This is a genomic window from Streptomyces sp. NPDC050658 (assembly GCF_044457025.1).
In the GTDB taxonomy this organism is placed as follows: domain Bacteria; phylum Actinomycetota; class Actinomycetes; order Streptomycetales; family Streptomycetaceae; genus Streptomyces.
Genome location: NZ_JBITGM010000011.1, coordinates 226,057 through 247,470, shown reverse-complemented (window position 1 = coordinate 247,470; position 21,414 = coordinate 226,057). Strand labels below are relative to the sequence as shown.

22 protein-coding genes and 1 tRNA gene are annotated in these 21,414 nt (G+C 70.6%); 9 read left to right on the top strand and 14 right to left on the bottom strand.

Translation table 11 applies throughout. The annotated features are described in order from the left end of the window. Positions 1-90: 90 nt before the first annotated feature. From ACIBKX_RS32260 to ACIBKX_RS32250, 3 genes are all read right to left on the bottom strand, one after another. Positions 91-822, bottom strand: coding sequence for a nucleotidyltransferase family protein (locus tag ACIBKX_RS32260; protein ID WP_363269748.1), 732 nt, complete (start codon positions 820-822; stop codon positions 91-93). A gap of 26 nt (positions 823-848) precedes the next feature. Next, positions 849-1,307, bottom strand: a complete 459-nt coding sequence (locus ACIBKX_RS32255; protein ID WP_363269749.1) for a hypothetical protein — start codon at positions 1,305-1,307, stop codon at positions 849-851. A 199-nt stretch (positions 1,308-1,506) separates the two neighbouring features. Beyond that, a complete protein-coding gene (locus ACIBKX_RS32250; RefSeq protein ID WP_363269750.1) occupies positions 1,507-2,643 on the bottom strand; it encodes a sn-glycerol-3-phosphate ABC transporter ATP-binding protein UgpC in 1,137 nt (378 codons plus the stop codon). 209 nt (positions 2,644-2,852) lie between these two features. On the opposite strand from ACIBKX_RS32250, the gene ACIBKX_RS32245 reads away from it, so the two are divergent. Continuing rightward, positions 2,853-2,926, top strand: a tRNA-Thr gene (locus ACIBKX_RS32245). Positions 2,927-2,999: 73 nt separating this feature from the next. Here ACIBKX_RS32245 and ACIBKX_RS32240 read toward each other — a convergent pair. Continuing rightward, positions 3,000-3,284 carry a hypothetical protein gene (locus ACIBKX_RS32240; protein ID WP_363269751.1) on the bottom strand — a complete coding sequence of 95 codons (285 nt, stop codon included), beginning with the start codon at positions 3,282-3,284 and terminating at the stop codon, positions 3,000-3,002. Between the two features lie 123 nt (positions 3,285-3,407). Between ACIBKX_RS32240 and ACIBKX_RS32235 the strand changes: the two genes are divergently transcribed. Continuing rightward, positions 3,408-4,049, top strand: a complete 642-nt coding sequence (locus ACIBKX_RS32235; RefSeq protein WP_363269752.1) for a class I SAM-dependent methyltransferase — start codon at positions 3,408-3,410, stop codon at positions 4,047-4,049. 14 nt (positions 4,050-4,063) lie between these two features. Here the strand turns inward: ACIBKX_RS32235 and ACIBKX_RS32230 are convergent, their stop codons facing one another. Further along, positions 4,064-5,458, bottom strand: coding sequence for an FAD-dependent oxidoreductase (locus ACIBKX_RS32230; protein WP_363269753.1), 1,395 nt, complete (start codon positions 5,456-5,458; stop codon positions 4,064-4,066). A gap of 145 nt (positions 5,459-5,603) precedes the next feature. Between ACIBKX_RS32230 and ACIBKX_RS32225 the strand changes: the two genes are divergently transcribed. The 3 genes from ACIBKX_RS32225 to ACIBKX_RS32215 all read left to right on the top strand — a co-directional run bounded on the left by ACIBKX_RS32225 (position 5,604) and on the right by ACIBKX_RS32215 (position 7,969). Next, entirely contained in the window at positions 5,604-6,389 is a 786-nt protein-coding gene (locus ACIBKX_RS32225) for a thioredoxin domain-containing protein (RefSeq protein ID WP_363269754.1), read from the top strand. Positions 6,390-6,467: 78 nt separating this feature from the next. Then, positions 6,468-7,364, top strand: a complete 897-nt coding sequence (locus ACIBKX_RS32220; protein ID WP_363269755.1) for an aminoglycoside phosphotransferase family protein — start codon at positions 6,468-6,470, stop codon at positions 7,362-7,364. 122 nt (positions 7,365-7,486) lie between these two features. After that, positions 7,487-7,969 (top strand): GNAT family N-acetyltransferase, encoded by a 483-nt coding sequence (locus ACIBKX_RS32215; RefSeq protein ID WP_363269756.1) that lies wholly within the window; start codon positions 7,487-7,489, stop codon positions 7,967-7,969. Between the two features lie 18 nt (positions 7,970-7,987). Here ACIBKX_RS32215 and ACIBKX_RS32210 read toward each other — a convergent pair whose 3' ends face one another. Next, the gene (locus ACIBKX_RS32210; RefSeq protein ID WP_363269757.1) at positions 7,988-9,001 is read right to left on the bottom strand and encodes a zinc-binding dehydrogenase; all 1,014 of its coding nucleotides are present in this window, start codon (positions 8,999-9,001) and stop codon (positions 7,988-7,990) included. A gap of 112 nt (positions 9,002-9,113) precedes the next feature. Then, positions 9,114-10,310, bottom strand: a complete 1,197-nt coding sequence (locus tag ACIBKX_RS32205) for an FAD-dependent oxidoreductase (protein ID WP_363269758.1) — start codon at positions 10,308-10,310, stop codon at positions 9,114-9,116. 129 nt (positions 10,311-10,439) lie between these two features. Here ACIBKX_RS32205 and ACIBKX_RS32200 point away from each other — a divergent pair, with 129 nt between their 5' ends. Further along, complete coding sequence (locus ACIBKX_RS32200) at positions 10,440-11,108, top strand: pentapeptide repeat-containing protein (protein ID WP_363269759.1); 669 nt, start codon at positions 10,440-10,442, stop codon at positions 11,106-11,108. A gap of 15 nt (positions 11,109-11,123) precedes the next feature. Here ACIBKX_RS32200 and ACIBKX_RS32195 read toward each other — a convergent pair whose 3' ends face one another. Then, complete coding sequence (locus ACIBKX_RS32195) at positions 11,124-11,630, bottom strand: hypothetical protein (RefSeq protein WP_363269760.1); 507 nt, start codon at positions 11,628-11,630, stop codon at positions 11,124-11,126. 155 nt (positions 11,631-11,785) lie between these two features. Here ACIBKX_RS32195 and ACIBKX_RS32190 point away from each other — a divergent pair, with 155 nt between their 5' ends. Further along, the gene (locus tag ACIBKX_RS32190) at positions 11,786-12,427 is read left to right on the top strand and encodes a Uma2 family endonuclease (protein ID WP_399376659.1); all 642 of its coding nucleotides are present in this window, start codon (positions 11,786-11,788) and stop codon (positions 12,425-12,427) included. A 48-nt stretch (positions 12,428-12,475) separates the two neighbouring features. Here the strand turns inward: ACIBKX_RS32190 and ACIBKX_RS32185 are convergent, their stop codons facing one another. Both ACIBKX_RS32185 and ACIBKX_RS32180 read right to left on the bottom strand, forming a co-directional pair. After that, the gene (locus ACIBKX_RS32185) at positions 12,476-13,114 is read right to left on the bottom strand and encodes a response regulator transcription factor (RefSeq protein WP_363269761.1); all 639 of its coding nucleotides are present in this window, start codon (positions 13,112-13,114) and stop codon (positions 12,476-12,478) included. Next, complete coding sequence (locus tag ACIBKX_RS32180; RefSeq protein ID WP_363269762.1) at positions 13,111-14,271, bottom strand: sensor histidine kinase; 1,161 nt, start codon at positions 14,269-14,271, stop codon at positions 13,111-13,113. The genes ACIBKX_RS32185 and ACIBKX_RS32180 overlap by 4 nt, the downstream gene beginning before the upstream one ends. Before the next feature lie 322 nt (positions 14,272-14,593). Here ACIBKX_RS32180 and ACIBKX_RS32175 point away from each other — a divergent pair, with 322 nt between their 5' ends. Both ACIBKX_RS32175 and ACIBKX_RS32170 read left to right on the top strand, forming a co-directional pair. Then, on the top strand, positions 14,594-15,163 hold the full coding sequence (locus ACIBKX_RS32175; RefSeq protein WP_363269763.1) for a heme-binding protein: 570 nt from the start codon (positions 14,594-14,596) through the stop codon (positions 15,161-15,163). An 83-nt stretch (positions 15,164-15,246) separates the two neighbouring features. Further along, entirely contained in the window at positions 15,247-16,671 is a 1,425-nt protein-coding gene (locus ACIBKX_RS32170) for a M1 family metallopeptidase (RefSeq protein WP_363269764.1), read from the top strand. Between the two features lie 34 nt (positions 16,672-16,705). Here ACIBKX_RS32170 and ACIBKX_RS32165 read toward each other — a convergent pair whose 3' ends face one another. From ACIBKX_RS32165 to ACIBKX_RS32150, 4 genes are all read right to left on the bottom strand, one after another. Next, positions 16,706-18,343 carry a M4 family metallopeptidase gene (locus ACIBKX_RS32165; protein WP_399376656.1) on the bottom strand — a complete coding sequence of 546 codons (1,638 nt, stop codon included), beginning with the start codon at positions 18,341-18,343 and terminating at the stop codon, positions 16,706-16,708. Between the two features lie 141 nt (positions 18,344-18,484). Then, a complete protein-coding gene (locus tag ACIBKX_RS32160) occupies positions 18,485-19,030 on the bottom strand; it encodes a GNAT family N-acetyltransferase (RefSeq protein WP_399376654.1) in 546 nt (181 codons plus the stop codon). Between the two features lie 80 nt (positions 19,031-19,110). Next, positions 19,111-19,944, bottom strand: a complete 834-nt coding sequence (locus tag ACIBKX_RS32155) for a phosphoenolpyruvate hydrolase family protein (protein ID WP_363269765.1) — start codon at positions 19,942-19,944, stop codon at positions 19,111-19,113. Between the two features lie 31 nt (positions 19,945-19,975). Next, the gene (locus ACIBKX_RS32150) at positions 19,976-21,226 is read right to left on the bottom strand and encodes a Tm-1-like ATP-binding domain-containing protein (protein ID WP_363269766.1); all 1,251 of its coding nucleotides are present in this window, start codon (positions 21,224-21,226) and stop codon (positions 19,976-19,978) included. Positions 21,227-21,414: the final 188 nt, after the last annotated feature.

Below are 21,414 nucleotides of genomic sequence, written 5' to 3'. Positions count from 1 at the left end.
TTGGGCGCTTCCGGGTACGCGAGTGGGGCCCGCACAGAGTCTGTGCGGGCCCCACTCACGTACGTACGAGAGAAGCCATGGGGGAAGCCCTCAACGGCTCGGTGACGCCAGCTCCTTGGCGGCCTCGGTGAGGTCCTTGGCGGTGTCGATGGCGCGCCAGTACGCGCCCTGCGGCAGCGGGAAGCCGGCCAGGTTCTTCTCGCGGGCCAGGCGCGGGAAGGTGGTGCGCTCGTGGTCGCCGCGGTCGGGCAGGAGCCCGGTGAAGGAGGCGGAGAAGACGTACACGCCCGCGTTGATCAGATACGGGGACGGCGGGGACTCGATGAAGTCCGTGATGTGGCCGAACGCGTCCGTCTCGACGGCGCCCCACGGGATGCGGGGGCGGGCCAGGGCGAGGGTCGCGGTGGCGTCCCGCTCGGCGTGGAAGGCCGCCATGTCGCGCAGCGAGAAGCGGGTCCAGATGTCGCCGTTCGTCGCGTACCAGGGGCGGTCCGCGTGCGGGAGGTGACGGGCGGCGTACTTGAGGCCGCCGCCCCGGCCGAGGGGTTCCTTCTCGACCACCGTGGTCACGTTCAGCGGGAGGTCCGCGGACTCCAGCCACTCCTGGAGCACCTCGGCGAGATGGCCGCACGAGACGACCGCGTCCGTGACTCCCTCCGCGGCCAGCCAGGACAGCTGATGGCCGATGATCGGGGTCCCCGTGCCGGGGATCTCGACCATCGGCTTGGGCCGGTCGTCGGTGTACGGACGGAGGCGGGAGCCTTGGCCTCCGGCCAGGACTACGGCCTGTGTGGGTCTGTGTGCGTGGGGGTCGCCGGTCATGCCGGAAACCCTACGTGGCGGGCCGCTCAGCCGTTCTGGTGGGCGGCGACGCCCGTCGCGAAGGACGTGTCGCAGACCGGGCGGGCGTACGACTGGGCGCGCGTCGGTCCGTACGCCCGGACGGCCGCACGGCCGAGGGCACGGGCGATGGAGACGCAGTGCCTGGCGAGCGACGGGTGGCGGTTCACCTCCTGCTGGAGGTGGGTGAGCGCGACGCCCGGGTTCTTCTCCTGGAGCTCCAGGAGCAGCCGGTCGCGCAGGACGTCCTGCGGGGCGCGGGACTTGGCCGGTGCCGAGATGTCACCGGCGGACGCCGTCAGCATCGAGTCCGACGAGTTGCCCGACCAGTTGACGCTGGTGACCGCGAGGGTGCCGGAGAGGACCAGCATCACGGGCAGGACGAGGGCGAGGGTGCGGCCGATGCGGCGCGCGGGGCCTCGGTGGGCTCGGCGCGGCTTCTGGGTGTGGTTGGCGGAGTGCGTCACGCGAGTGAGCGTAGCGCTAGGTGATGATTTGGCGACATTTAGTCACTCGGTCGAGCGACGGGAAATGAGGTTTCTCTGGAGCGGTGTTGACGCGGCCTGGGCGAAATGACCGGTCTGCCGGGGTATTTGTCGACAACGTGGGCGAACGAGAAGGGCCCCGCACCGAGGTGCGGGGCCCTTTCGAGTGATGCTGACGGCCTCAGTCGGTGAGCCGCTCGCCCGTCGAGGTCGAGAACACGTGGATCTCGCCCGGACGCGGTACGACGTGCAACTGGGCGCCCTTCTCCGGGACCTGACGGCCGTTCACGCGGACCACGAGGTCCTTGTGCTCGCCGCCGACCTCCGCGGAGCCGTAGACGTAGCCGTCGGCGCCGAGCTCCTCGACGACGTTGACGGAGACGGCCAGACCGGCCGGGGCGTCCTCGCTCTCCTTCGACAGGGACTTCGCGGCGCCGCCGTTCTGCTCGACGACGTCGAAGTGCTCCGGGCGGACGCCGACGGTGACGGTGCGGTCGCCGCGGTCGGCGGCGGTGGAGAGCGCCTCGCGGTTGACCGGCACGACCGAGTTGCCGAACTTCACGCCACCGTCGGTGATCGGGACCTCGACGAGGTTCATGGCGGGGGAGCCGATGAACCCGGCGACGAAGAGGTTCGCGGGGCGGTCGTACATGTTGCGGGGGCTGTCCACCTGCTGGAGGAGGCCGTCCTTGAGTACCGCGACGCGGTCGCCCATGGTCATGGCCTCGACCTGGTCGTGGGTGACGTAGACGGTGGTGATGCCGAGGCGCCGCTGAAGGCCGGCGATCTGCGTACGCGTGCTGACACGCAGCTTGGCGTCGAGGTTGGAGAGCGGCTCGTCCATGAGGAACACCTGCGGCTCACGCACGATGGCGCGGCCCATGGCGACACGCTGGCGCTGACCGCCGGAGAGCGCCTTGGGCTTGCGGCCCAGGTACTCGGTGAGGTCGAGGATCTTCGCGGCGTCCTCGACCTTCTGCCGGATCTCCGCCTTGTTCACGCCGGCGATCTTGAGCGCGAAGCCCATGTTGTCGGCGACGGTCATGTGCGGGTAGAGCGCGTAGTTCTGGAACACCATGGCGATGTCCCGGTCCTTCGGCGGCAGATGCGTGACGTCGCGGTCACCGATGCGGATCGCGCCCTGGTTCACGTCCTCCAGGCCCGCGAGCATGCGCAGGGAGGTGGACTTTCCGCAGCCGGACGGACCGACGAGGACGAGGAACTCGCCGTCCTCGATCTCGATGTCCAGGCCGTCGACGGCGGGCTTGTCGGAACCCGGGTAGATGCGGGTCGCCTTGTCGAACGTAACAGTGGCCATGGTGAGGGCCCCCTTCACCGGCAGGAACGTGCCGGACGATCCGAGTAGAGGGAGTGGTGTAGTCCACCTGAGCGAACTGCTCGTGACGGTACCCCGGAGGTGTCGGGTCTGTCAGTAGTCGGTGAGCCGCGACCTTCGAGGATCTTCGAGGAAATTTTCGACGGGGGCGCCGGTGGTGTTGGTTACACTGCACGGGCACGTCAGTGCATGCCTCCTTAGCTCAGATGGCCAGAGCAACGCACTTGTAATGCGTAGGTCGTCGGTTCGAATCCGACAGGGGGCTCAGCAAAAACCCCAGGTCAGAACGGGTCTGACCTGGGGTTTTCGGGTGTTGTGGGCTGCCCCTTCGGGCTGGCTCAGTTGTCGGCCAGGTCGCAGGCGTTGGTTGCGTGCCTCGATGCCACTCCGTGGGTGACGAGCTGGGTGACGCACATGGTGCGCCCGCCCAAGGTGCCGCTGACGGCCCTTCCGCACGCCTCGATCCTGGGCGGGGTCATGTTGTACCAACCGCGCAGGTATTCCTGGCAGTCGTACGCGCTGGCCGCTGCCGGCGTGGCCGCTGCCGTCATTCCGCCGATCAGCGCGGTGCTCGCCAGAACGGACGCCGCCGCTCCGGCGAGGAGCTTCTTTGCGATGAGCACGAGTGTCCCCCTGTCTGTGTTGTCAGCGTTCCCGATCATGCTAGTTAGATGTCATGGGCATGACTGGGGATTCGCGAACCCCGTGAGGATTTCTCGGTGCCCCGCATCAGTACTGTCGTGGGCATGGTCGAACACGATGCCTTCCACGCCACCCGCGAGGCCTACGACACCATGGCCCCCACCTATGCGGAGATGTTCCGCGACGTGCTGCGTGACTGTCCGTTGGATCGCGCGATCCTCGGGGTCTTCGCCGAAGCCGTGGGTGAGGGGCTTGTTGGTGATCTGGGGTGTGGGCCCGGGCATGTCACTGCCTATTTGAGTGGGTTGGGGGTTGCGGCCTTCGGGGTTGATGCCTCTCCCGCCATGGTTGAGATTGCTCGGGAGGCCTACCCGGAGTTGCGGTTCGACGTGGGGGGTATGGCCGCGCTTGATATCGGTGACGGGGCGCTTGGCGGTGTGCTCTCCCGGTGGTCCGTCATTCATACGCCGCCAGCTGAACTGCCTGTTGTCCTAGGGGAGTTCGGGCGGGTGCTCGCGTCCGGTGGGCATCTGCTCATTGGGTTCTGGGCCACCGATGATCCGTCCGTGGCGACGCAGGCCGTGCCCGATCATGCCGTCGCGCCCGCCTATCGGTGGTCGGCCGACCACCTTGCCGAGCTGCTCGGCAAGGTGGGGCTGAGTGAGGTGGCACGGACGGTTCGGGAGCCGCAGCCCGCGGATCGGCGGCAGTTCCAGGGGGTTCATCTGCTCGTCCGCAAAGGATAGTTGCGGGAGGCGTATCAGTGGCGGCCCGACAAGCGGTCCGCCAGGCGGGCCAGGCGGGGGGCCTGTGTCGTCGGCGTCGTCAGTTCGTGGCGGTCCGCGCTGCGGTACGTCGCGTACATGCCCTGGACGCCGATCCAGCGGAACGGTTCCGGCTCCCATTTGCGGACCTTGTGGTTGACCCAGGGGAGGGTTGTCAGGTCCGTCGCGCCCGCCTGGCCCGAGTCCTGTTGGACCAGGTCGCGCAGCGTGCGGGCCGCCAGGTTGGCCGTGGCCACGCCCGAGCCGACGTAGCCGCCCGCCCAGCCCAGGCCCGTCGCGCGGTCCAGGGTGACCGTGGCGCACCAGTCGCGGGGGACGCCGAGTACGCCGGACCAGGCGTGGGCGATGCCGACCCCGGCCAGCTGTGGGAAGAAGCGGGTCAGGATTTCGTGCAGGGCCTCGATCGTGGCGGGTTGGGTTCGGCCGTCGTTGTCCGTGCGCGAGCCGTAGCGGTACGGGACGCCCCTGCCGCCCAGCGCGATGCGGTCGTCCGCCGTGCGCTGGGCGTACATGTACGCGTGTGCCATGTCGCCGAGCGTCTCTCGGCCCTCCCAGCCGATCGACTCCCATTGGGCGGGGGTCAGGGGTTCCGTCGCGATCATTGAGGAGTTCATGGGGAGCCAGGTGCGGCGCTGGCCCTTGAGCGATGCCGTGAAGCCCTCCGTGCAGCGCAGGATGTACGGGGCGCGGACCGTGCCGTAGGGAGTGATGGCGTGCTTCGGCTTGATCTCCGTGACGGGGGTTGATTCGTGGATTGTCACGCCGAGCGCTTCGACGGTCGCCGCCAGGCCCTTCACCAGCTTCACCGGGTGCAGGCGTGCGCCGTGCGGGGTCCACGTCGAGCCGACCGCGCCCGCGACGCGGATCCGGTCCGCCGTCTCGCGTGCGCCGTGCAGCGTGCGGTCCTTCTCGCCGTACGCGAGTTCCGTCTCGTGGAACTCCTTCAGACGGGCCAACTGAGCCGGGGTGTACGCCACTTCGAGTACGCCGCCGTGGTGGATGTCCGCGTCGATCTGCTCCTCGGCCGCGGCTCGGATCACCTCGTCGACCGTCTCGTTCATCGCCTCCTGGAGGCGGACCGCGGCCTCCTTGCCGTGCAGCCGGGCATAGCGGTCGCGGCCCGCGATGCCGTTGTAGAGCCAGCCGCCGTTGCGGCCCGAAGCGCCGTAGCCGCAGAACTTCTGCTCAAGGACGGTGATGCGGAGGAAGGGCGCGGCCTTCTTCAGGTAGTACGCGGTCCACAGGCCCGTGTAGCCGCCGCCGACTATGCAGACGTCGGCACTCTCGTCGCCCGGAAGCGGTTCACGGGGGGCCGGGGTGCCGTGGTCCGCGTACCAGAACGAGATGCCGCCGTTGATCGTGCTGCTCATGTGCCGGACGTTACTGCGCTGGTGGGGGCTTTGGGGAGGGGTGCAGGGGACGGGGTTCGAGCGGGGGGTTCGGGTGGGGGGTCCGATACGTTGATCCGGTGCGTGGCGGAGCGTCACGTGCCGAGATCTTGGAGGACTGTTTCAGATGGCCGTACGCAAGGCCGGGCGCATCGCCGCCGCGGTGGCCGCCACCGCACTCGTCGCCCTGGGGGCAGCCGCCTGTGGGCCCGAGGACATTCCGGGCAACGGTGGCGGCAAGGGGAAGGGGTCGGCCTCGTCGTCCGGGGGGTCGTCCGGTTCCGCGGAGGACCCGGCTGCCGGCGCCCCCGAGGCGAAGGAGCCGCCGGCGGACGTCGCGGCGCTCGCGAAGGTGCCCGCCTCCGTGAAGGGCGGCGTCATCACGGTCGGCGACCCGCAGGCCGGGCACACGGTCAAGCTGTACGAGGACCCGCGCTGCCCGATCTGCAAGAAGTTCGAGGACACCGGCGCCAAGGCCCTGATCAAGCCGGTGGCCGACGGCAAGGTGAAGGTCGAGTACACGCTCGCCTCGTTCCTCGACAAGAACCTCGGCGGCAGCGGCTCGGTGAACGCCGTGAACGCGCTGCGGGCCTCGGTCGAGGCGGGCAAGTTCCCGCAGTTCCACGCCGCGGTCTTCGCCAACCAGCCGGAGAGCGAGAGCGAGGACGCCTACACCCCCGCCTTCCTGCTGAAGATCGCCGACAAGGTGGACGGTCTGCGCGGCCCCGCCTTCGACAAGGCGGTCACGAACGTGACGTACAAGAAGTGGGTCGGCGAGGCCATGCAGTCCTTCACCGACGACGGCATGTCGGGCACGCCGTCCGTCTTCATCGACGGGGAGAAGCCGGAGAGCAACGCGCTGTTCGACGAGGCGGCGTTCGCCAAGGAGCTCAAGGCTTCCGGGATCTCCTGACTCCGGAGCATCTCCTGGCTCCGGACCATCTCCTGACCCCGGAAATTCCGGTGCGGTGACTCGTCCCGCGTCCGTAGGGTGGCGAACGTGATCGACATTCGCATTCCGGACGAGCTGATCGAGTCGCAGTACCAGTACGCGGGTGAGGCGGGCCGTGCCTTCATCGCGGCGCTGCCCGCCCGCGTGCCGGAGTTCCTCGCGCGGTGGGACCTGACCGTCGACGGGCCGTCCATGCACGGCATGGCGGCCCTCGTGCTGCCCGTGGTGCGCGCCGACGGGACCCCGGCCGCGGTGAAGTTCCAGGTGCTCGACGAGGAGACCGAGGGGGAGCCCGTCGGGCTTCGGGTGTGGGACGGCGACGGGGCCGTGCGGCTCCTCGATTACGACGACGGCACGGGCACGATGCTGCTCGAACGCCTCGACTCCGCGCGGATGTTGTCGACGATGGAGGACATCCACAAGGCGGTGCTCGTCATCGCGGAGCTGCTCGCCCGGCTGACGGCGGTGCCCGCGCCCGCGGGGATGCGGCGGCTCGGCGACATCGCGGCGGAGATGGTCGACGAGCTGCCCGATGCCCTGAAGGAGATCGGCGACCCCGCCGAGCGGGCGATCGTCGAGCGGTGCGGGGGAGCGGTGCGCGAGGTCATGGGCGAGCCCGGCGACCGGCTGCTCCACTGGGACCTGCACTTCGAGAACGTGCTTGCCGCCGAGCGCGAGCCGTGGCTCGCCATCGACCCGAAGCCGCTGGCCGGTGACCCCGGCTTCGACCTCTGGCCGGCCATCAACAACCGCTTCGATCCCGCCGATGCGCTGTGGCGGTTCGACGCGATGACCGAGGTGCTCGGACTCGACCGGGAGCGGGCGCGCGCCTGGACGCTCGGCCGGGTGCTGCAGAACACGCTGTGGCAGATCGAGGACGAGGAGCCGCTGGACGAGGACGACTTGGAGGTCGCGCGGCTGCTGCTGGGGCGGTGAGCACTCCCCTCCGGGGCGGTGAGCACTCCCCTCCGGGGCGGTGAGCCGAGGGCGTCGCCCGGGAGGTTCGGCTGGTGAGACGGCACTGACCCGGGCCCGGCGCACCCGGTTAACCTGCGCGCATGATTCGTAATGCCACGCCCGAAGACATCCCGCTCATCCACGGCATGGTCCGTGACCTCGCCGAGTACGAGAAGGCGCTCGACGAGGCCAGGGCCACCGAGGAGCAGCTGCGCGAGGCGCTTTTCGGGGAGCGGCCCGCCGCGTTCGCGCACATCGCGCAGGACGACGCGTCCGGCGAGGTCGTCGGCTTCTCGCTGTGGTTCCTGAACTTCTCGACCTGGCGCGGGGTGCACGGCATCTACCTGGAGGACCTGTACGTACGTCCCGAGGCGCGCGGCGGCGGGCACGGCAAGGCGTTGCTGACCGAGCTGGCCCGGATCTGTGTGCAGCGGGGCTATGAGCGCCTCGAATGGTCGGTGCTCGACTGGAACGAGCCGTCGATCAACTTCTACAAGTCCCTCGGTGCGCTGCCGCAGGACGAGTGGACGGTGTACCGGCTGACCGACGGCGCGTTGGCCGAGCTGGGCGCCCAGACCAAGTAGCTGTCCCTGGCCGGGGCTTCAGGGGACGAGTACGACCTTGCCCGTCGTCCCCCGGCTCTCCAGCGCCCGGTGGGCCGCCGCGGCCTCCGCCAGCGGGAAGCGCTGGACGGCGGGTGTGAAGTGGCCGCGCGTGGCCTCGGTCAGCGCGGCCAGCTCCAGGGTGCGGACGGGGTTGTCGCCGCCCGCCTTCTGCATCATCGCCGGGCCGAGGACGTTGACCTGGGTGATGCCCCGGGCGGCCAGTTCCTCCTCGGTGAAGGCCAGCGGCTCCCCGTCGTGCAGGCCCTTGCCGGACCAGCCGAAGACGATGTGCGTGCCGCCGGGTGCGAGGAGGTCGACGGCGGCGAGACCGGCGTCGCCGCCCACTCCGTCGAAGACTTCCGTGGCGCCGGGGGCGCCGGTCTCCTTCAGGTACGTACGTACCTCGTCCGGCCACTCAGGGTTCTTGTAGTCGACGGCGAGGTCCGCGCCGTTCGCCCGGACGCGGGCGGTCTTCTCCGGGCCGCCCGCGAGGCCGATGACGGTGGCGCCGCGGTGCTTGGCGTACTGGACGAGGAGGGTGCCGATGCCGCCCGCGGCCGCCGGGATCACCACCACGGAGTCCTCGCCGAGCTCGGCGAACTGCAGGATGCCCATCGTGGTGCGGCCCGTGCCGATCAGGGCCACGGCCTCGGCGTCGTCCAGCCCCGCCGGTATCTCGTGCAGGCGGGCGGCTTCGGTGACGGTCAGTTCGGCGTAGCCGCCGGGGGCGAAGCCGATGTGGGCGACCGCGCGGGTGCCGAGCAGGGCGGGGTCGACTCCCTCGCCGACGGACTCGACGGTGCCCGCGACCTCGCGGCCGGGGACGGTGGGCAGGGCGGGCAGTTCGGGCAGCGGGCCCTGGAATCCGGCGCGGATCGCGGTGTCCAGGAGGTGCACGCCGGCCGCCGTCACGGCGATGCGGACCTGGCCGGGGCCCGGCACCGGGTCCGCCGTCTCCTCGTACACGAGGTTCTCGGCCGGACCGAAGGCGTGCAGACGGATGGCGTGCATGGTGGGCTCCCTGGTGTTCTTGGGCTGCTTTCCCGGTCTTCGCGGGCCGCATCCCGGTCTTCGCGGGCCGCATCCCGGTCTTCGTGGGCTGCTTCCCCGCCACCCTCTTACCTCAAGCGGACTTGAGGTCAAGCCTTGTCGGGGCCAGTGCGAGCGTCACCGCCTCGACCGCGCTGTTGAAGGACACCTCGGAGAGCAGTCCGGGCGCCGCGACCTGGTCGCCCGCCAGGTAGACGCCGTCGCCGCGGTCGACCGCCGGGCGGTCCCGCCAGGTGGTGCCGGGCAGGTCGAGCGCGCCGCTGCGGCCGTTGGCCACGGAGTCGCGGCGCCAGAGCAGCCGGTCACGCCAGTCGGGGAAGCCCAGGTCCATGAGGTGCTCCAGGCGGGCCGAGCCGTCCGCCTTGGACTCGTCGGGGGCGAGCGGGAGCTGCGCCTGGACGAGTTCCTGGCCCTCGGGGGCCAGGCTGCGGTCCTGGGTGGTGAACCGTTCGACCCAGCCGGTCGCGTCCAGGTCGGAGACGGCGAAGAGGTCGCCCCTGCGGGAGCGCAGCGCCAGGTCGACGAGGGTGGTGCGGCCGCTCTCCCACTGGAGGGAGTCGTCCTGGAGCAGGTGCCGGGCCGCCTGGAGCGCGGTGGCGACGACGACCGGGCCCTTCGCGGTGAGCGCGGCGACGTCGTCGACGCGGGACAGCGTCTCGACGCGTACGCCCAGGTTCCAGGCGAGTGCCGCCATGCGGTCGATGACGGAGCCCCAGCCGCCGACCGGGTAGTGCGCCTCCGGGGGCAGCTTCGTGGCGCGGCGCAGGCGCTCCTGCACGAACCTGGCGGAGAGCGATCCGGGGTCGTGGTGGAAGGTCGCCACGGCGATGTAGTGCGCGGCGGCGCGGGCGCCTTCCTCGCCGACTTCTCCGGTGGCCCAGGTGGTGAAGTCGACGTCCACGGGCGCCTGTTCGGGCTTGCGGCGCAGCAGCCGCAGCATGGCGATGGGCGGGGTGCGGCGGAGCCTGCCCCGGTGGTGCAGGCGCAGCCGGGTGCCTTCGACCGGAGGGATGGCGGCGAGCGGGCCGATGAGGTCGCGCTGCTTGAGCCAGGTCCAGTGCGGCCCGCCGTTGTAGAGGGCGTGCGGGCCTTCGTTCGTGCGGTAGGGGCCTTCGGCGGTGCGGGCGCGGCCGCCGAGGGTGTGGTGGGACTCGTGCAGCGTGACCTGGGCGCCGGCTTCGGCGGCGCTGATGGCGGCGGTGAGTCCGGCGAAGCCGCCGCCGATGACGGTGAGGGGCCTGGTGGACTTTCCGGACTTCCTGCTGGGCATGAGGTCGGCTCCTGTCGTGGTGGCTTGCCTTCACCGGATACGACGGCCGGGGGCGCCCCGGATGTGACATCGGGGCGGGGTGGACGCGGGGCGGCGGGCGTTGTCAGTGGTGGGGTGCACGATGGGGGGATGGGACGACAGAGCGCTGCGACGGTGAAGAAGGCTCGGCGGCCGGAGGTGCGGCTGCCGGTGCTCCAGGCTTTCGGGGACGGCGAGTTGGCGCCCGACGGGGACTATGACGGGGTGGAGTTCCGGGACCTGGACCTGGCGGGGCAGGACGGCGGGGGTGCGCTGTTCCTGGACTGCGCGGTGACGGGCTGCGGGCTCACGGAGACGCGGCTGAGCCGCGCCCGCTTCGTGGACTCGGTCCTCACGGAACCGCGGGGCGTCGGCACGGAGCTTGCGGAGGCGTCGCTGCGGGACGTGGAGGTGGTGGACGCCCGGCTCGGGGGCGTCCAGCTGCACGGGAGCGTGCTGGAGCGGGTCGTGGTGCGGGGCGGCAAGATCGACTATCTGAATCTGCGGAAGGCCCGGCTGAAGGACGTCGTCTTCGAGGGCTGCGTCCTGGTCGAGCCGGACTTCGGGCAGGCGGCGCTGGAGCGGGTGGAGTTCGTGGACTGCGCGCTGAAGGGGGCGGACTTCAGCGGGGTCACGATGAAGGACGTGGACCTGCGGGCCGCCGCGCAGGTCGACATCCTGCGGGGCATCGACTGCCTCTCGGGGGCGGTGATCAGCACGGCCCAGCTGATGGACCTGGCCCCGGCGTTCGCGGCGCAGGTGGGGGTGCGGGTGGAGTAGGCGGACAGGCAGGCCCTAGGCCGCAGGGAGGCGGGGATAGCGGGCCTGCAGCGCCCAGATCGCCGGGTTCTCGCCCAGGGAGTCGTGGAGGTCGGTCAGATCGGCGAGGAGATCCTGAAGGAAGTCGCGTGCCTCGCGGCGCAGCTCTGCGTGGGAGAAGGACAGCGGCGCTTCCTCCGCCGCCATCCAGTCCGCCTCGATGTCCACCCAGCCGAACCGCCGGGTGAACAGCATCCGGTCCGTGGACTCCGTGAAGTCCAGCTCCGCGTACTGCGGACGGGACGCCCGGCTGCCGAGCGGATCCTTGTCCAGCTCCTCGACGATGTCGCACAGCGCCCACGCGAAGTCCAGCACCGGCACCCATCCCCAGGCTGTGGACAGCTCCCGGTCGGCCTTGGTGTCCGCGAGATACACGTCCCCGCAGAACAGATCGTGCCGCAGCGCCCGGACATCCGCCCGGCTGTAGTCCAGCTGCGGAGGATCAGGGAAGCGGCGGGAGAGGGCGTAGCCGATGTCGAGCACGGGTCGATGGTGTCACGACCGGCAGCCGTGGTCCGGCGTCGGCCCTCTGGCCTGCAGAAACGATGCCGCTCGCACGTTCGGGTGAACGGTTTCCGGATTGGTCGGAGCGATGAGGCCTACGCTGACACTGTCGCGCTGAGCGAAGGAGGCCCACCATGGCGGCACTGCCACTCCCGGAGTATGAGCCCTGTCAGGAATGCGAGCCCGGTCAGGAGTTCGACCCGCGGTCCTTGGTGAGTCTGGTCCAGGACCGGGTGCCTGCCATGCCGGTGGGCGAAGCCTTCGTCATGTTCAGCGCGGTCGCCCCCAAGGGGTGGCGCGTGGAGTTGATCGAAGGGGAGATCCACGTGACGCCTCCGGCCAATGGGGAGCACGAAGAGATTGTGTCGGAAATGACAGGGCAGGTGCGTGACCACCGTAAGGATCTGGGGCGTTACACGGGGATCGGGCTGTATGTGCCTGGTGCCTCGGTGAGCGGACAGATCGAGCCGGACCTCGTGCTCGCTCCCAAGGGGAGCTTCGACAACGAGGAGAAGTACCACGACCCTGCTCCAGTCCTGCTCGTCGCCGAAGTCACCTCCAGGTCCACCGCCGACAACGACCGCCACAAGAAGATCAAGGGCTATGCCCGCGCGGGCATCCCCGTCTATCTCCTCATCGACCGCGCGGCAGGGCACACCGTGCTCTACACCGAGCCCGCCGGCGAGGAGTACGAACACCAGGAGATCGTCAAGCTCTCCAAGGTGGTCTCCCTTCCCGAGCCCCTCGGCTTCGAGCTCGACACCGGCCAGTTCTGAACCACTCAGTTCCGAACCACTCGGTTCCGAGGCCCAGGGCCCCCGGCCTCACGGCAGCAGCCGCTGCTCCTTCGCCACCGCTACCGCGCCCGCCCGTGTGTCCACGCCGAGTTTGTCGTAGATGCGGCCCAGGTGGGTCTTGACCGTGGCCTCGCTGATGAACAGGGCTCGGGCGATCTCCCGGTTGCCGAGGCCCTGGGAGAGCTGGGTGAGGATGTCGCGTTCGCGGTCCGTCAGGGTGGGCTGGGGGGCCCGCATGCGGGCCATCACGCGGGATGCCACCGGGGGTGAGAGTGCCGTGCGGCCCTGGGACGCCGCCTGGATCGCCGAGAAGAGTTCCTCCGGGCGTTCCGCCTTGAGGAGATAGCCCGTCGCGCCCGCCTCGATCGCCCGCGTGATGTCCGCGTCCGTGTCGTAGGTGGTGAGGACCAGGACGTGCGGCGGGGTCCCGGACGCCGTGATGCGGCGCGTCGCCTCCACGCCGTCGATGCCCTCGCCCAGCTGCAGGTCCATCAGGACCACGTCCGGCGTCAGCTTCGCGGCGAGCGCCACCGCCTCCTCGCCCGTGCCCGCCTCGCCGACCACCTCGATGTCCGGCGCGCTGCCGAGCAGGGCCAGCAGTCCCGCGCGTACGACGACGTGGTCGTCGCAGACCAGAAGGCGGACCGGGGGTGGTGTGTGCGTCATGAGGTCTCCGTCCTGCGGTCCGGCGTGGGCTCGAAGGGCTCCAGGGGGATCGACACCGAAAGGACCGTTCCCTCGTCCGGTGCCGACTCGATCGTCAGTGTGCCGCCGAGCTGCTGCGCCCGCGCGCGGATCGCGGGAATGCCGTGCCCCCGTACCCCGGTCGTGGTCTGTGCGGACGGGGTGAAGCCCCGCCCGTCGTCCGCGACGTCCAGGACCACCTGGTCGTCCAGGAGCGTCAGGGTCAGCGCCGCGGTCGTCGCCTCAGCGTGCTCTCGTACGTTGGCCAGGGCGCCCTGTGCGATCCGGAGCAGCGCCGAGCTGACCCGGTCCGGCAGCGGCACCGGCGCGCCCTCCGCGTGGAAGCGCACGGCGAGTCCGGGCCCCGACTCCCGCTCGGCGAGCGCCCGCAGCGCCTCCGTCAGACCGCCGCCGTCCGCGAGGTCCGCCGGCGCCAGGTCGTGCACGAAGCGGCGCGCCTCGGCGAGCCCGCGCTCGGTGATCGACTCGGCCGTACGGACGTGGGTGCGGGCCCGCGCCGGATCCGCGTCCCAGAGCCGGTCGGCCGCCTGGAGCAGCATCTGCTGGCTGGACAGGCCCTGCGCGAGGGTGTCGTGGATCTCCATGGAGAGCCGCTGCCGCTCGGCGAGCGTGCCCTCGCGGCGCTCGGTGGCGGCCAGTTCACGGCGGGTGCGGATGAGGTCGTCGATGAGCGCGCGCTGGCGGGCCGCCTGGCGCTGCATGTACAGGAAGACGGCGGCCGCGACGGCCGCCCACGCGGGCGGCGCGAAGAGCAGGTTCGGGTCGAAGGCGCCGGCGAGCTGCATCTGTGCGACGACCACGAACGCGGTCAGGACGGCCACCAGGAAGAGGGCGGCGCGCGGTGGCAGCGTACGGAGGCCGGTGTAGAACAGCGGCACCGCGCACCAGGCGAAGCTCGGCGCGAGCAGGACGAGGACGACCCAGGCGGCCACGACGCAGATCAGCCAGAGGAGGCGGCGGGGGGCGCTGGGGCGGGCGCCCACGACGGGGCCGAGGAGGTAGAGGAGCGCGAGCGAGAGGGAGAGGGCGATGATCCACGGGGTGCGGGGTTCGCCGGGGTGCCGCATCAGGAAGCGGGTCAGGGACGAGCCGAGGAGCAGGAAGAACGCCGTGTGCATGACGGCTGCGAGCCAGCGTGCGTCGGGGTCCGAGTACCCCGTGCCGGGGTGGGCGTACTCCGTGCCGGAGTGGGCGCTTCTTGCGTCGGTGCCCGGCGCTGGGGGCTGTGCCCGCCCTTCCCCAAGCTCTCGACTTCGCTCGAGCAGGGGATGCCCCACTCGCCCTGCGGAACGACTGCCCACAGCGGTTCTGCGGTCACCGTGTTGCTTCACCTCCTCATTCTCACCCGGTGAGGCCCTGCATGGATCAGCCGATCGGTTGACCCCGGAGTCGGCCGGTACGTCGACGGAGCGCGCCGGCTTCCGCCCCGATGATCGGTGCATGACCAAGAACCCCAGCCACAAGCGTTCGAAGCGCACCCGCGTCATCACCGGTGCCGTCGCGATCGCCGCCCTCGGAGCCGGCACCTTCGGCGCCGTGTCCGCGACCGCCGGGACCCCGGACGCCGCCTCCAAGGCCCCCGTCGTCGCCGACGCGGGCAACGAGAACCTCCAGCAGACCACGCACCTGACCGTGGCCGCCGCGACGAAGGCCGCGCAGGCCAGCCTCGACGCCGCGAAGAAGGAGAACCAGCGGATCACGGTCGCCGTCGTGGACCGCAACGGCAACACCATCGTGACCCTGCGCGGCGACGGCGCGGGCCCGCAGTCGTACGAGTCCGCGGAGAAGAAGGCGTACACCGCCGTCTCCTGGAACGCGCCGACCTCCGAGCTGGTCAAGCGCCTGGAGCAGGCCCCCAACCTGAAGGACATCCCCGGCACCCTGTTCCTCGGCGGCGGCGCCCCCGTCACCGCCAAGGGCGCCCCGATCGCGGGCATCGGCGTCGCGGGCGCCCCGTCCGGCGACCTGGACGAGAAGTTCGCGCAGGCCGGCGTCGCGGCGCTGAACTGACGGAGCGGCAGGCTGCCGGGCCCCGAACATAAGCCGCATACGTAAGATCGCACAGCTAAGATCACATACGTAAGATCGCAGGCGTGGACCTACGATCGACCGCGGCCCGTGGCTCGGCAGCCGCCCTCACCGCCCTCGCCCTCACCGCGTGCAGCGGCTCCGGAGTGCACGGCACGCCCGGAGCCGACGGCGTGCGCGACCCGTACTTCCCAAAGGCGGGCAACGGCGGCTACGACGTCGCGCACTACGGCCTGACCCTCGGCTACGACCCCGAGTCGCGCCACCTCACCGGCACCGCCGACATCACGGCCCGTGCCACGCAGGACCTCAGCGCCTTCGACCTCGACCTCAAGGGCCTGGACGTCCGGAGCGTCACCGTCGAGGGGAAGAAGGCCTCCTTCCACCGCGCGGGGCAGGAGCTGACGATCCGTCCGCCCGACGACCTCGACGAGGGCGAGACGTTCCGCACCACGGTCCGCTACTCCGGCACCCCGGAGACCATCACGGACCCGGACGGCTCCGAGGAGGGCTGGCTGAAGACGGCGGACGGCGCGCTCGCGCTGGGCGAGCCGACCGGTTCCATGGCCTGGTTCCCCGCGAACAACCACCCCTCGGACAAGGCCGCGTACGACATAAAGATCACCGTCCCCGAGGGTCTGCAGGCCGTATCCAACGGCGAGTTGACCCGAGAGTCGACCAAGAACGGCCGTACCACCTTCGCCTGGCACAGCGCCGAACCGATGGCGAGCTATCTCGCGACCGTCGCCGTCGGGACGTACGAGATGAAGCGCTCGACCACCAAGTCCGGGATTCCCGTGCTCACCGCCGTCGACCCGGCCGAGGCGAAGAAGAGCGCCAAGACGCTCGCCGAGATCCCCGAGATCCTGGAGTGGCAGGAGCTGAACTTCGGGCCCTACCCCTTCTCGTCGACGGGCGCGATCGTCGACCGGGAGGAGGACGCGGGCTACGCCCTGGAGACCCAGACGCGCCCCACCTTCCCCGGCGCCCCCGACACCGAGCTGCTCGTCCACGAGCTGGCCCACCAGTGGTTCGGCAACTCCGTGACGCCGAAGTCCTGGCAGGACATGTGGCTCAACGAGGGCTTCGCGACGTACGCGGAGTGGCTGTGGCAGGAGGACAACGACGGCGACACCGTCGAGGAGATCTTCGACCAGCTCTACGCGGGCGACTACTACGAGGCCGCCGAGGACAACGAGGCGATCTGGGCCTTCCCGCCGGCGAAGCCGCCGTCGGCCGCGACGATCTCCGACAGTCCGGTGTACGAGCGCGGCGGCATGGTCATCCACAAGATCCGCCAGGCGGTCGGCGACGACACCTTCTACGACATCGTGCAGGGCTGGACGAAGTCGCACCGGCACGGCAACGCGGCCACGAAGGACTTCACGCGGTACGTCGAGGAGCACGCGGGCGGCGACGCGGCGCGCAAGAAGGTGCGCGCGATCTGGGGTCCGTGGCTGTACGGCGACGGAAAGCCGGACCACCCCTGAGGGGCGATCCGGCGGTACCGCGGGGAGACGGTGGCTACTTGACGTTGACCGCGGTCCAGGCGGCCGCGACCGCCTTCTCCTCGGCGCTGCCCGCGCCGTAGAGGTCCGCCGCCGCCTTGAGGGTGGCGGTGCGGGCGCCCGCGTAGTTGGTCGTCGACGTCATGTAGACGGACAGGGCCTTGTACCAGATCTGGTAGGCCTTGGTCCGGCCGATGCCGGCGAGCGTGGAGCCGTCGGCGGTCGGGGAGTCGTAGGAGACGCCGTTGATGGTCTTCGCGCCGCTGCCCTCGCTGAGCAGGTAGAAGAAGTGGTTGGCGACGCCCGACGAGTAGTGCACGTCGAGGCGGCCGACGTTCTTCGACCAGTAGTCGGCGGAGTTGCCGTCCTTGCTGGGCTTGTCCATGTAGCGCAGCGGGGTGCCGTTGCCGCGGATGTCGATCTTCTCGCCGATGAGGTAGTCGCCGACGTCGCTCGGGTTGTTGGAGTAGAACTCGACGGACGTACCGAGGATGTCGCTGGTCGCCTCGTTCAACCCGCCCGATTCGCGGCTGTAGTTGAGGTTGGCGGTGGCGGCGGTGAGGCCGTGGCTCATCTCGTGGCCGGCCACGTCGAGCGAGGTCAGCGGCTTGAGGTTGCCCGCTCCGTCGCCGTAGGTCATGCAGAAGCAGGCGTCGGACCAGAAGGCGTTCACATAGGCGTTGCCGTAGTGGACGCGGGAGTAGGCGGCCTTGCCGTCGCCCGCGATGCCGTTCCTGTTGAACTCGGTCTTGTAGAAGTCCCAGGTCTGCGCGGCCCCGTAGGCGGCGTCGACGGCCGCGGTCTGCCGGTTCTGCGGCGTACCGTCGCCCCACTTGTCGTCGGCGTCGTGGAAGAGGGTGCCGGTGCCCGACGTGCCGCCGTTCAGGTCGTACGTCTTGTGCCCGCCGCGGCCGCCGTCGGTGAGGTCGTAGCCGCCGGACGCGGAGGCGGTCGAGCCGACTGCGACATCGCCGCTGTACTGGCCCGTGCCGGTGCCGGTCTCGATGGCCTCGCGGCTGAAGAGCTGCTTGCCGGTGGCGGCGTCGGTGACGACGTGCAGCTCGCTCGGGGTGCCGTCGTGCTGGACGCCGGTCACTACCGTGTCGTACGCGAGGACGGGGGAACTGCCCTTGTCCCCGGCCCAGATGACCTTGCGTACGTTCTTCGCGCGGGCCTTGTCGGCGTCGGCGGCGGCGACGGCGGACTTCTTGGCGTCGGCGGCGGACTTCTCGGCGTCCGTGGACGCCACGGATATCTCTCCGCCGCGGGCCTTGTCGACGCCCTTCAGCTTGCCGCTCTTCGTGGTGTGCGCGACGAGGTCGCCGCCGAGGACGGGGAGGCCGTCGTAGGTGCGCTCGTAGCGGGTGTGGACGGTGCCGTCGGCGTCCTTGACGACATCGCGGACGACGAGCCTCTCCTTGCCGCCGAGACCGAGCGAGTCGGCGGTCGAAGCGGCGTCTGCCTGGGCCGACTTGATGGCGTCGGCACGCTGCGAGGCGCTCAGGCGCAGGGTGTCCGCGCCGGCCTTGTCCTGGTCACCGGCCGCGGTGGCGGCCGTTCCGCTCTGTACGCCGAGGACGACCATGGCGGCGGATGCGGCGAGGGCGGCGGCGCGAACAGCGGTCTTGCGAGGGATGGGGGACTGCTGTCTCACTTGCTCTCCTTGAGGGGGCTGAGCCGTGTGGGGAGCGGCGGAGGAGAGAGTGCCACGGTGGCGCGCCGATTGACGGTGCACGAACAACTCTTTACTTGTTCTTGTCCGAATGGTGCGGCCCAATGTCCGCTATGCGTACGGTTATTGGAGGTGGGGGCGGGCTTGGGTGCGGCTCAGCGCCTTGCGCAGTACGGCACACGGGCGGTCCGCGAGGCGGTCCCTGCGGTGGTCGATCACCTCGTACCCGAGCGCGCCCCAGAAGGCGAACCCCGGCCCGTTCCCCTCCAGCACGGCAAGACGCACCCCGTCCCGCCCCGCCGCACGGAACCGCTCCTCGATCTTGCCCGCGAACTCCCGCCCGTACCCCTTGCGTTGCTGCCGCGTGTCCACCATGAGCAGCCCGATCCACGGGTCGGGGTCGGCGGGATCGGGGTGCCGGTCCAGCGTGATGCCGATCCCGACGACCCGCCCCTCCGATCGGGCCAGCAGCACCTCGGACCCCGGCACGGCCAACTCGTCCGCCAGCGCGGCGGCGACCTGCTCGGGGCGGATGTCGTCGGGATCGGGGAAGTCCCCGGAGAGGGCGTGGAACGCGTGGTTCGACGCGTAGAGCGCCGTCAGCTCGGTCAGCAGCTCGCCGGGGAGGGCGATGCCGCCGTCGGCGGGGGCGAGGGGTTCGAGGATCATGCGGCGCAGATTAGTGCGCGTTCAGGGACTCTCGGCGTGGCCCGGTCAGTGCGCGGCCAGGGACTTTCAGCATGCCCCGGTCAGTGGGTCCCCAGCGCCTTGAAGGCCTTCGTCCGGTCCACGATCGCCCGCTCCGTCGGCAGCCGCTCGATCGACGACGCGCCGAAGAAGCCCGCGATGCCCGTCGTGTGCTCCAGGACGTATGCCGCGTCCTCCGGTTCCGCCATGGGGCCGCCGTGGCACAGGACCAGGATCTGGGGGTTCACGCTCTTCGCCGCGTCATGCATCTCCTGTACGGAGGACGCCGCCTGATCCAGCGTCAGGGCCGTGCCCGCGCCGATCGAGCCCTTCGTCGTCAGGCCTACGTGCGGGACCAGGACGTCCGCGCCCGCCCGAGCCATGTCCGCCGCCTGCCCGGCGTCGAAGACGTACGGCGTGGTGAGCAGATCGCGGGCGTGCGCCTCGCGGATCATGTCGACCTCCAGGCCGTATCCCATTCCCGTCTCCTCCAGGTTCACGCGGAACGTGCCGTCGTAGAGGCCGACCGTCGGGAAGTTCTGCACTCCCGTGAAGCCCATCCGCTTCAGCTCGTCCAGGAAGCGGCCCATGTCCCGGAACGGGTCGGTGCCGCACACCCCGGCGAGCACCGGGGTGTCCCGCACCACCGGGAGGACCTCCCTGGCCATGTCCACCACGATCGCGTTCGCGTCGCCGTACGGGAGGAGTCCGGCGAGGGAGCCGCGGCCCGCCATCCGGTAGCGGCCCGAGTTGTAGATGATCAGGAGGTCGACGCCGCCCTCCTCCGCGCACTTGGCGGACAGGCCGGTGCCGGCGCCCGCGCCGATGACGGGACGGCCCGCCGCGACCTGGGCGTTGAGTCGGTCGAGGGCTTCCTTGCGGCTGATCGCTGTCATGGGTCGGTGCTCCTTCGGGTCGGGGAGGGGCTCACGGCGTCGGCTTCAGTGATCGCGCGCTGATCAGCTCGTCCAGGCGGTCCGCCATCGCCGACGCGAACTCCGCGTCGTTGATGTGCGCGTCCACTTCATGCAGCCGCACCCCGCTGCCCCGCAGCGTGGTCCGCACCGCGAACAGCCCCGCCGCGTCCGCCTCCTGGTCCTCGAACGGGCCGCCCGCGACATCCACCGCCGAGACGCCCCGCAGCGGCCAGAACAGCTCGGCGGGGCCGCGCGCCGCGGCGAGTCTGTGGCCGAGGGTGGTGCCCAGCGCCGTCATCTCCTGGGCGGTCGTCCGCATCAGCGTCACCGTCGGGTTGTGGACCAGCAGCCTGCGGTCCGCGAATCGGGCCGGGACCGTGGACTCCGGGCCGAAGTTGACCATGTCGAGGGCGCCGGGCGCGACGACCTGCGGGATGCCCGCGCGGCCCGCGGCGGTCAGCCGCTCCGGGCCCGCGGACAGGACGCCGCCGACCAGCTCGTCGGCCAGTTCGGTCGTGGTCAGGTCCAGTACGCCGTCGAGGAGGCCGTCGGACGCCAGCTTCTCCACCGCGCGACCGCCCGCGCCCGTGGCGTGGAAGACCAGCACCTCGTAGCCCCGCTCCTCCAGGCGGGCGCGGGCCGCGTCGATCGCGGGCGTCGTCACGCCGAACATCGTCGCGGCGACCACCTTGCGGCCCCGGCCCGCCAGTTCGTCGTGGTTGCGCTCCTGGCGGCGCGCCATGCCCGCGGCGGCCGCCGCCGCGTTGCCGAGCACCTGCCGTGAGACCGAGTTGATGCCGGCGATGTCCACCACGCTGTACATCAGCGTGATGTCGCTGCTCCCCACATACGGCGCCACATCACCGCCCGCCATCGTGCTCACAAGGAGTTTCGGCACCCCGATCGGCAGCGCCCGCATCGCCTGCGCCGCGATCGCCGAGCCGCCGCTGCCCCCGGCCGCGAGGACCGCGTGCAGCCGGCCCTTGCGGTGCAGATCGAGGACGACCTCCGTCACGCCGTCCGCCATGGCGGCCACCGCGCCGCCCCGGTCGCCCGATTCCCGCAGCTGGGCCAGGTCGTGACCGGCCGCGCGGGCCACGGCGTCGGCGGGCACATCGGCGACGGGTGCCTGCGGGGACGGTGGCAGTATCCCGGTGTCGACCAGGAGGACGTCGCTCCCGTACTCCCGCAGCCGCTCGCGCAGCCACGCGTACTCAGCGCCTTTGGTGTCCAGCGTCCCGACCAGCACCACGGTCGCCATGGCCCTCACACTCCCTCTCGCGATGGGTGATGTCGCCGATCCCGCGTCGGCCCCGTGTCCGCCGCCTTTGGGTGGCAATGACCACTACTGCCCGATTGACCTGCGAGACATGCGGGACGCACCACAGGGCACTAGACGTTTCTCCGACTATTCTGAATACTGGAATAGTCCGCAACGCCGAAGAGGGA

Coding starts and splice junctions, on each gene's coding strand:
- ACIBKX_RS32160 (WP_399376654.1), bottom strand. CDS start 19,030: ATGATCCTCGAACCCCTCGCCCCCGCCGACGGCGGCATCGCCCTCCCC.
- ACIBKX_RS32175 (WP_363269763.1), top strand. CDS start 14,594: ATGACCAAGAACCCCAGCCACAAGCGTTCGAAGCGCACCCGCGTCATC.
- ACIBKX_RS32235 (WP_363269752.1), top strand. CDS start 3,408: ATGGTCGAACACGATGCCTTCCACGCCACCCGCGAGGCCTACGACACC.
- ACIBKX_RS32180 (WP_363269762.1), bottom strand. CDS start 14,271: ATGCACACGGCGTTCTTCCTGCTCCTCGGCTCGTCCCTGACCCGCTTC.
- ACIBKX_RS32185 (WP_363269761.1), bottom strand. CDS start 13,114: ATGACGCACACACCACCCCCGGTCCGCCTTCTGGTCTGCGACGACCAC.
- ACIBKX_RS32155 (WP_363269765.1), bottom strand. CDS start 19,944: ATGACAGCGATCAGCCGCAAGGAAGCCCTCGACCGACTCAACGCCCAG.
- ACIBKX_RS32225 (WP_363269754.1), top strand. CDS start 5,604: ATGGCCGTACGCAAGGCCGGGCGCATCGCCGCCGCGGTGGCCGCCACC.
- ACIBKX_RS32215 (WP_363269756.1), top strand. CDS start 7,487: ATGATTCGTAATGCCACGCCCGAAGACATCCCGCTCATCCACGGCATG.
- ACIBKX_RS32150 (WP_363269766.1), bottom strand. CDS start 21,226: ATGGCGACCGTGGTGCTGGTCGGGACGCTGGACACCAAAGGCGCTGAG.
- ACIBKX_RS32250 (WP_363269750.1), bottom strand. CDS start 2,643: ATGGCCACTGTTACGTTCGACAAGGCGACCCGCATCTACCCGGGTTCC.
- ACIBKX_RS32190 (WP_399376659.1), top strand. CDS start 11,786: ATGGCGGCACTGCCACTCCCGGAGTATGAGCCCTGTCAGGAATGCGAG.
- ACIBKX_RS32205 (WP_363269758.1), bottom strand. CDS start 10,310: ATGCCCAGCAGGAAGTCCGGAAAGTCCACCAGGCCCCTCACCGTCATC.
- ACIBKX_RS32210 (WP_363269757.1), bottom strand. CDS start 9,001: ATGCACGCCATCCGTCTGCACGCCTTCGGTCCGGCCGAGAACCTCGTG.
- ACIBKX_RS32200 (WP_363269759.1), top strand. CDS start 10,440: ATGGGACGACAGAGCGCTGCGACGGTGAAGAAGGCTCGGCGGCCGGAG.
- ACIBKX_RS32230 (WP_363269753.1), bottom strand. CDS start 5,458: ATGAGCAGCACGATCAACGGCGGCATCTCGTTCTGGTACGCGGACCAC.
- ACIBKX_RS32260 (WP_363269748.1), bottom strand. CDS start 822: ATGACCGGCGACCCCCACGCACACAGACCCACACAGGCCGTAGTCCTG.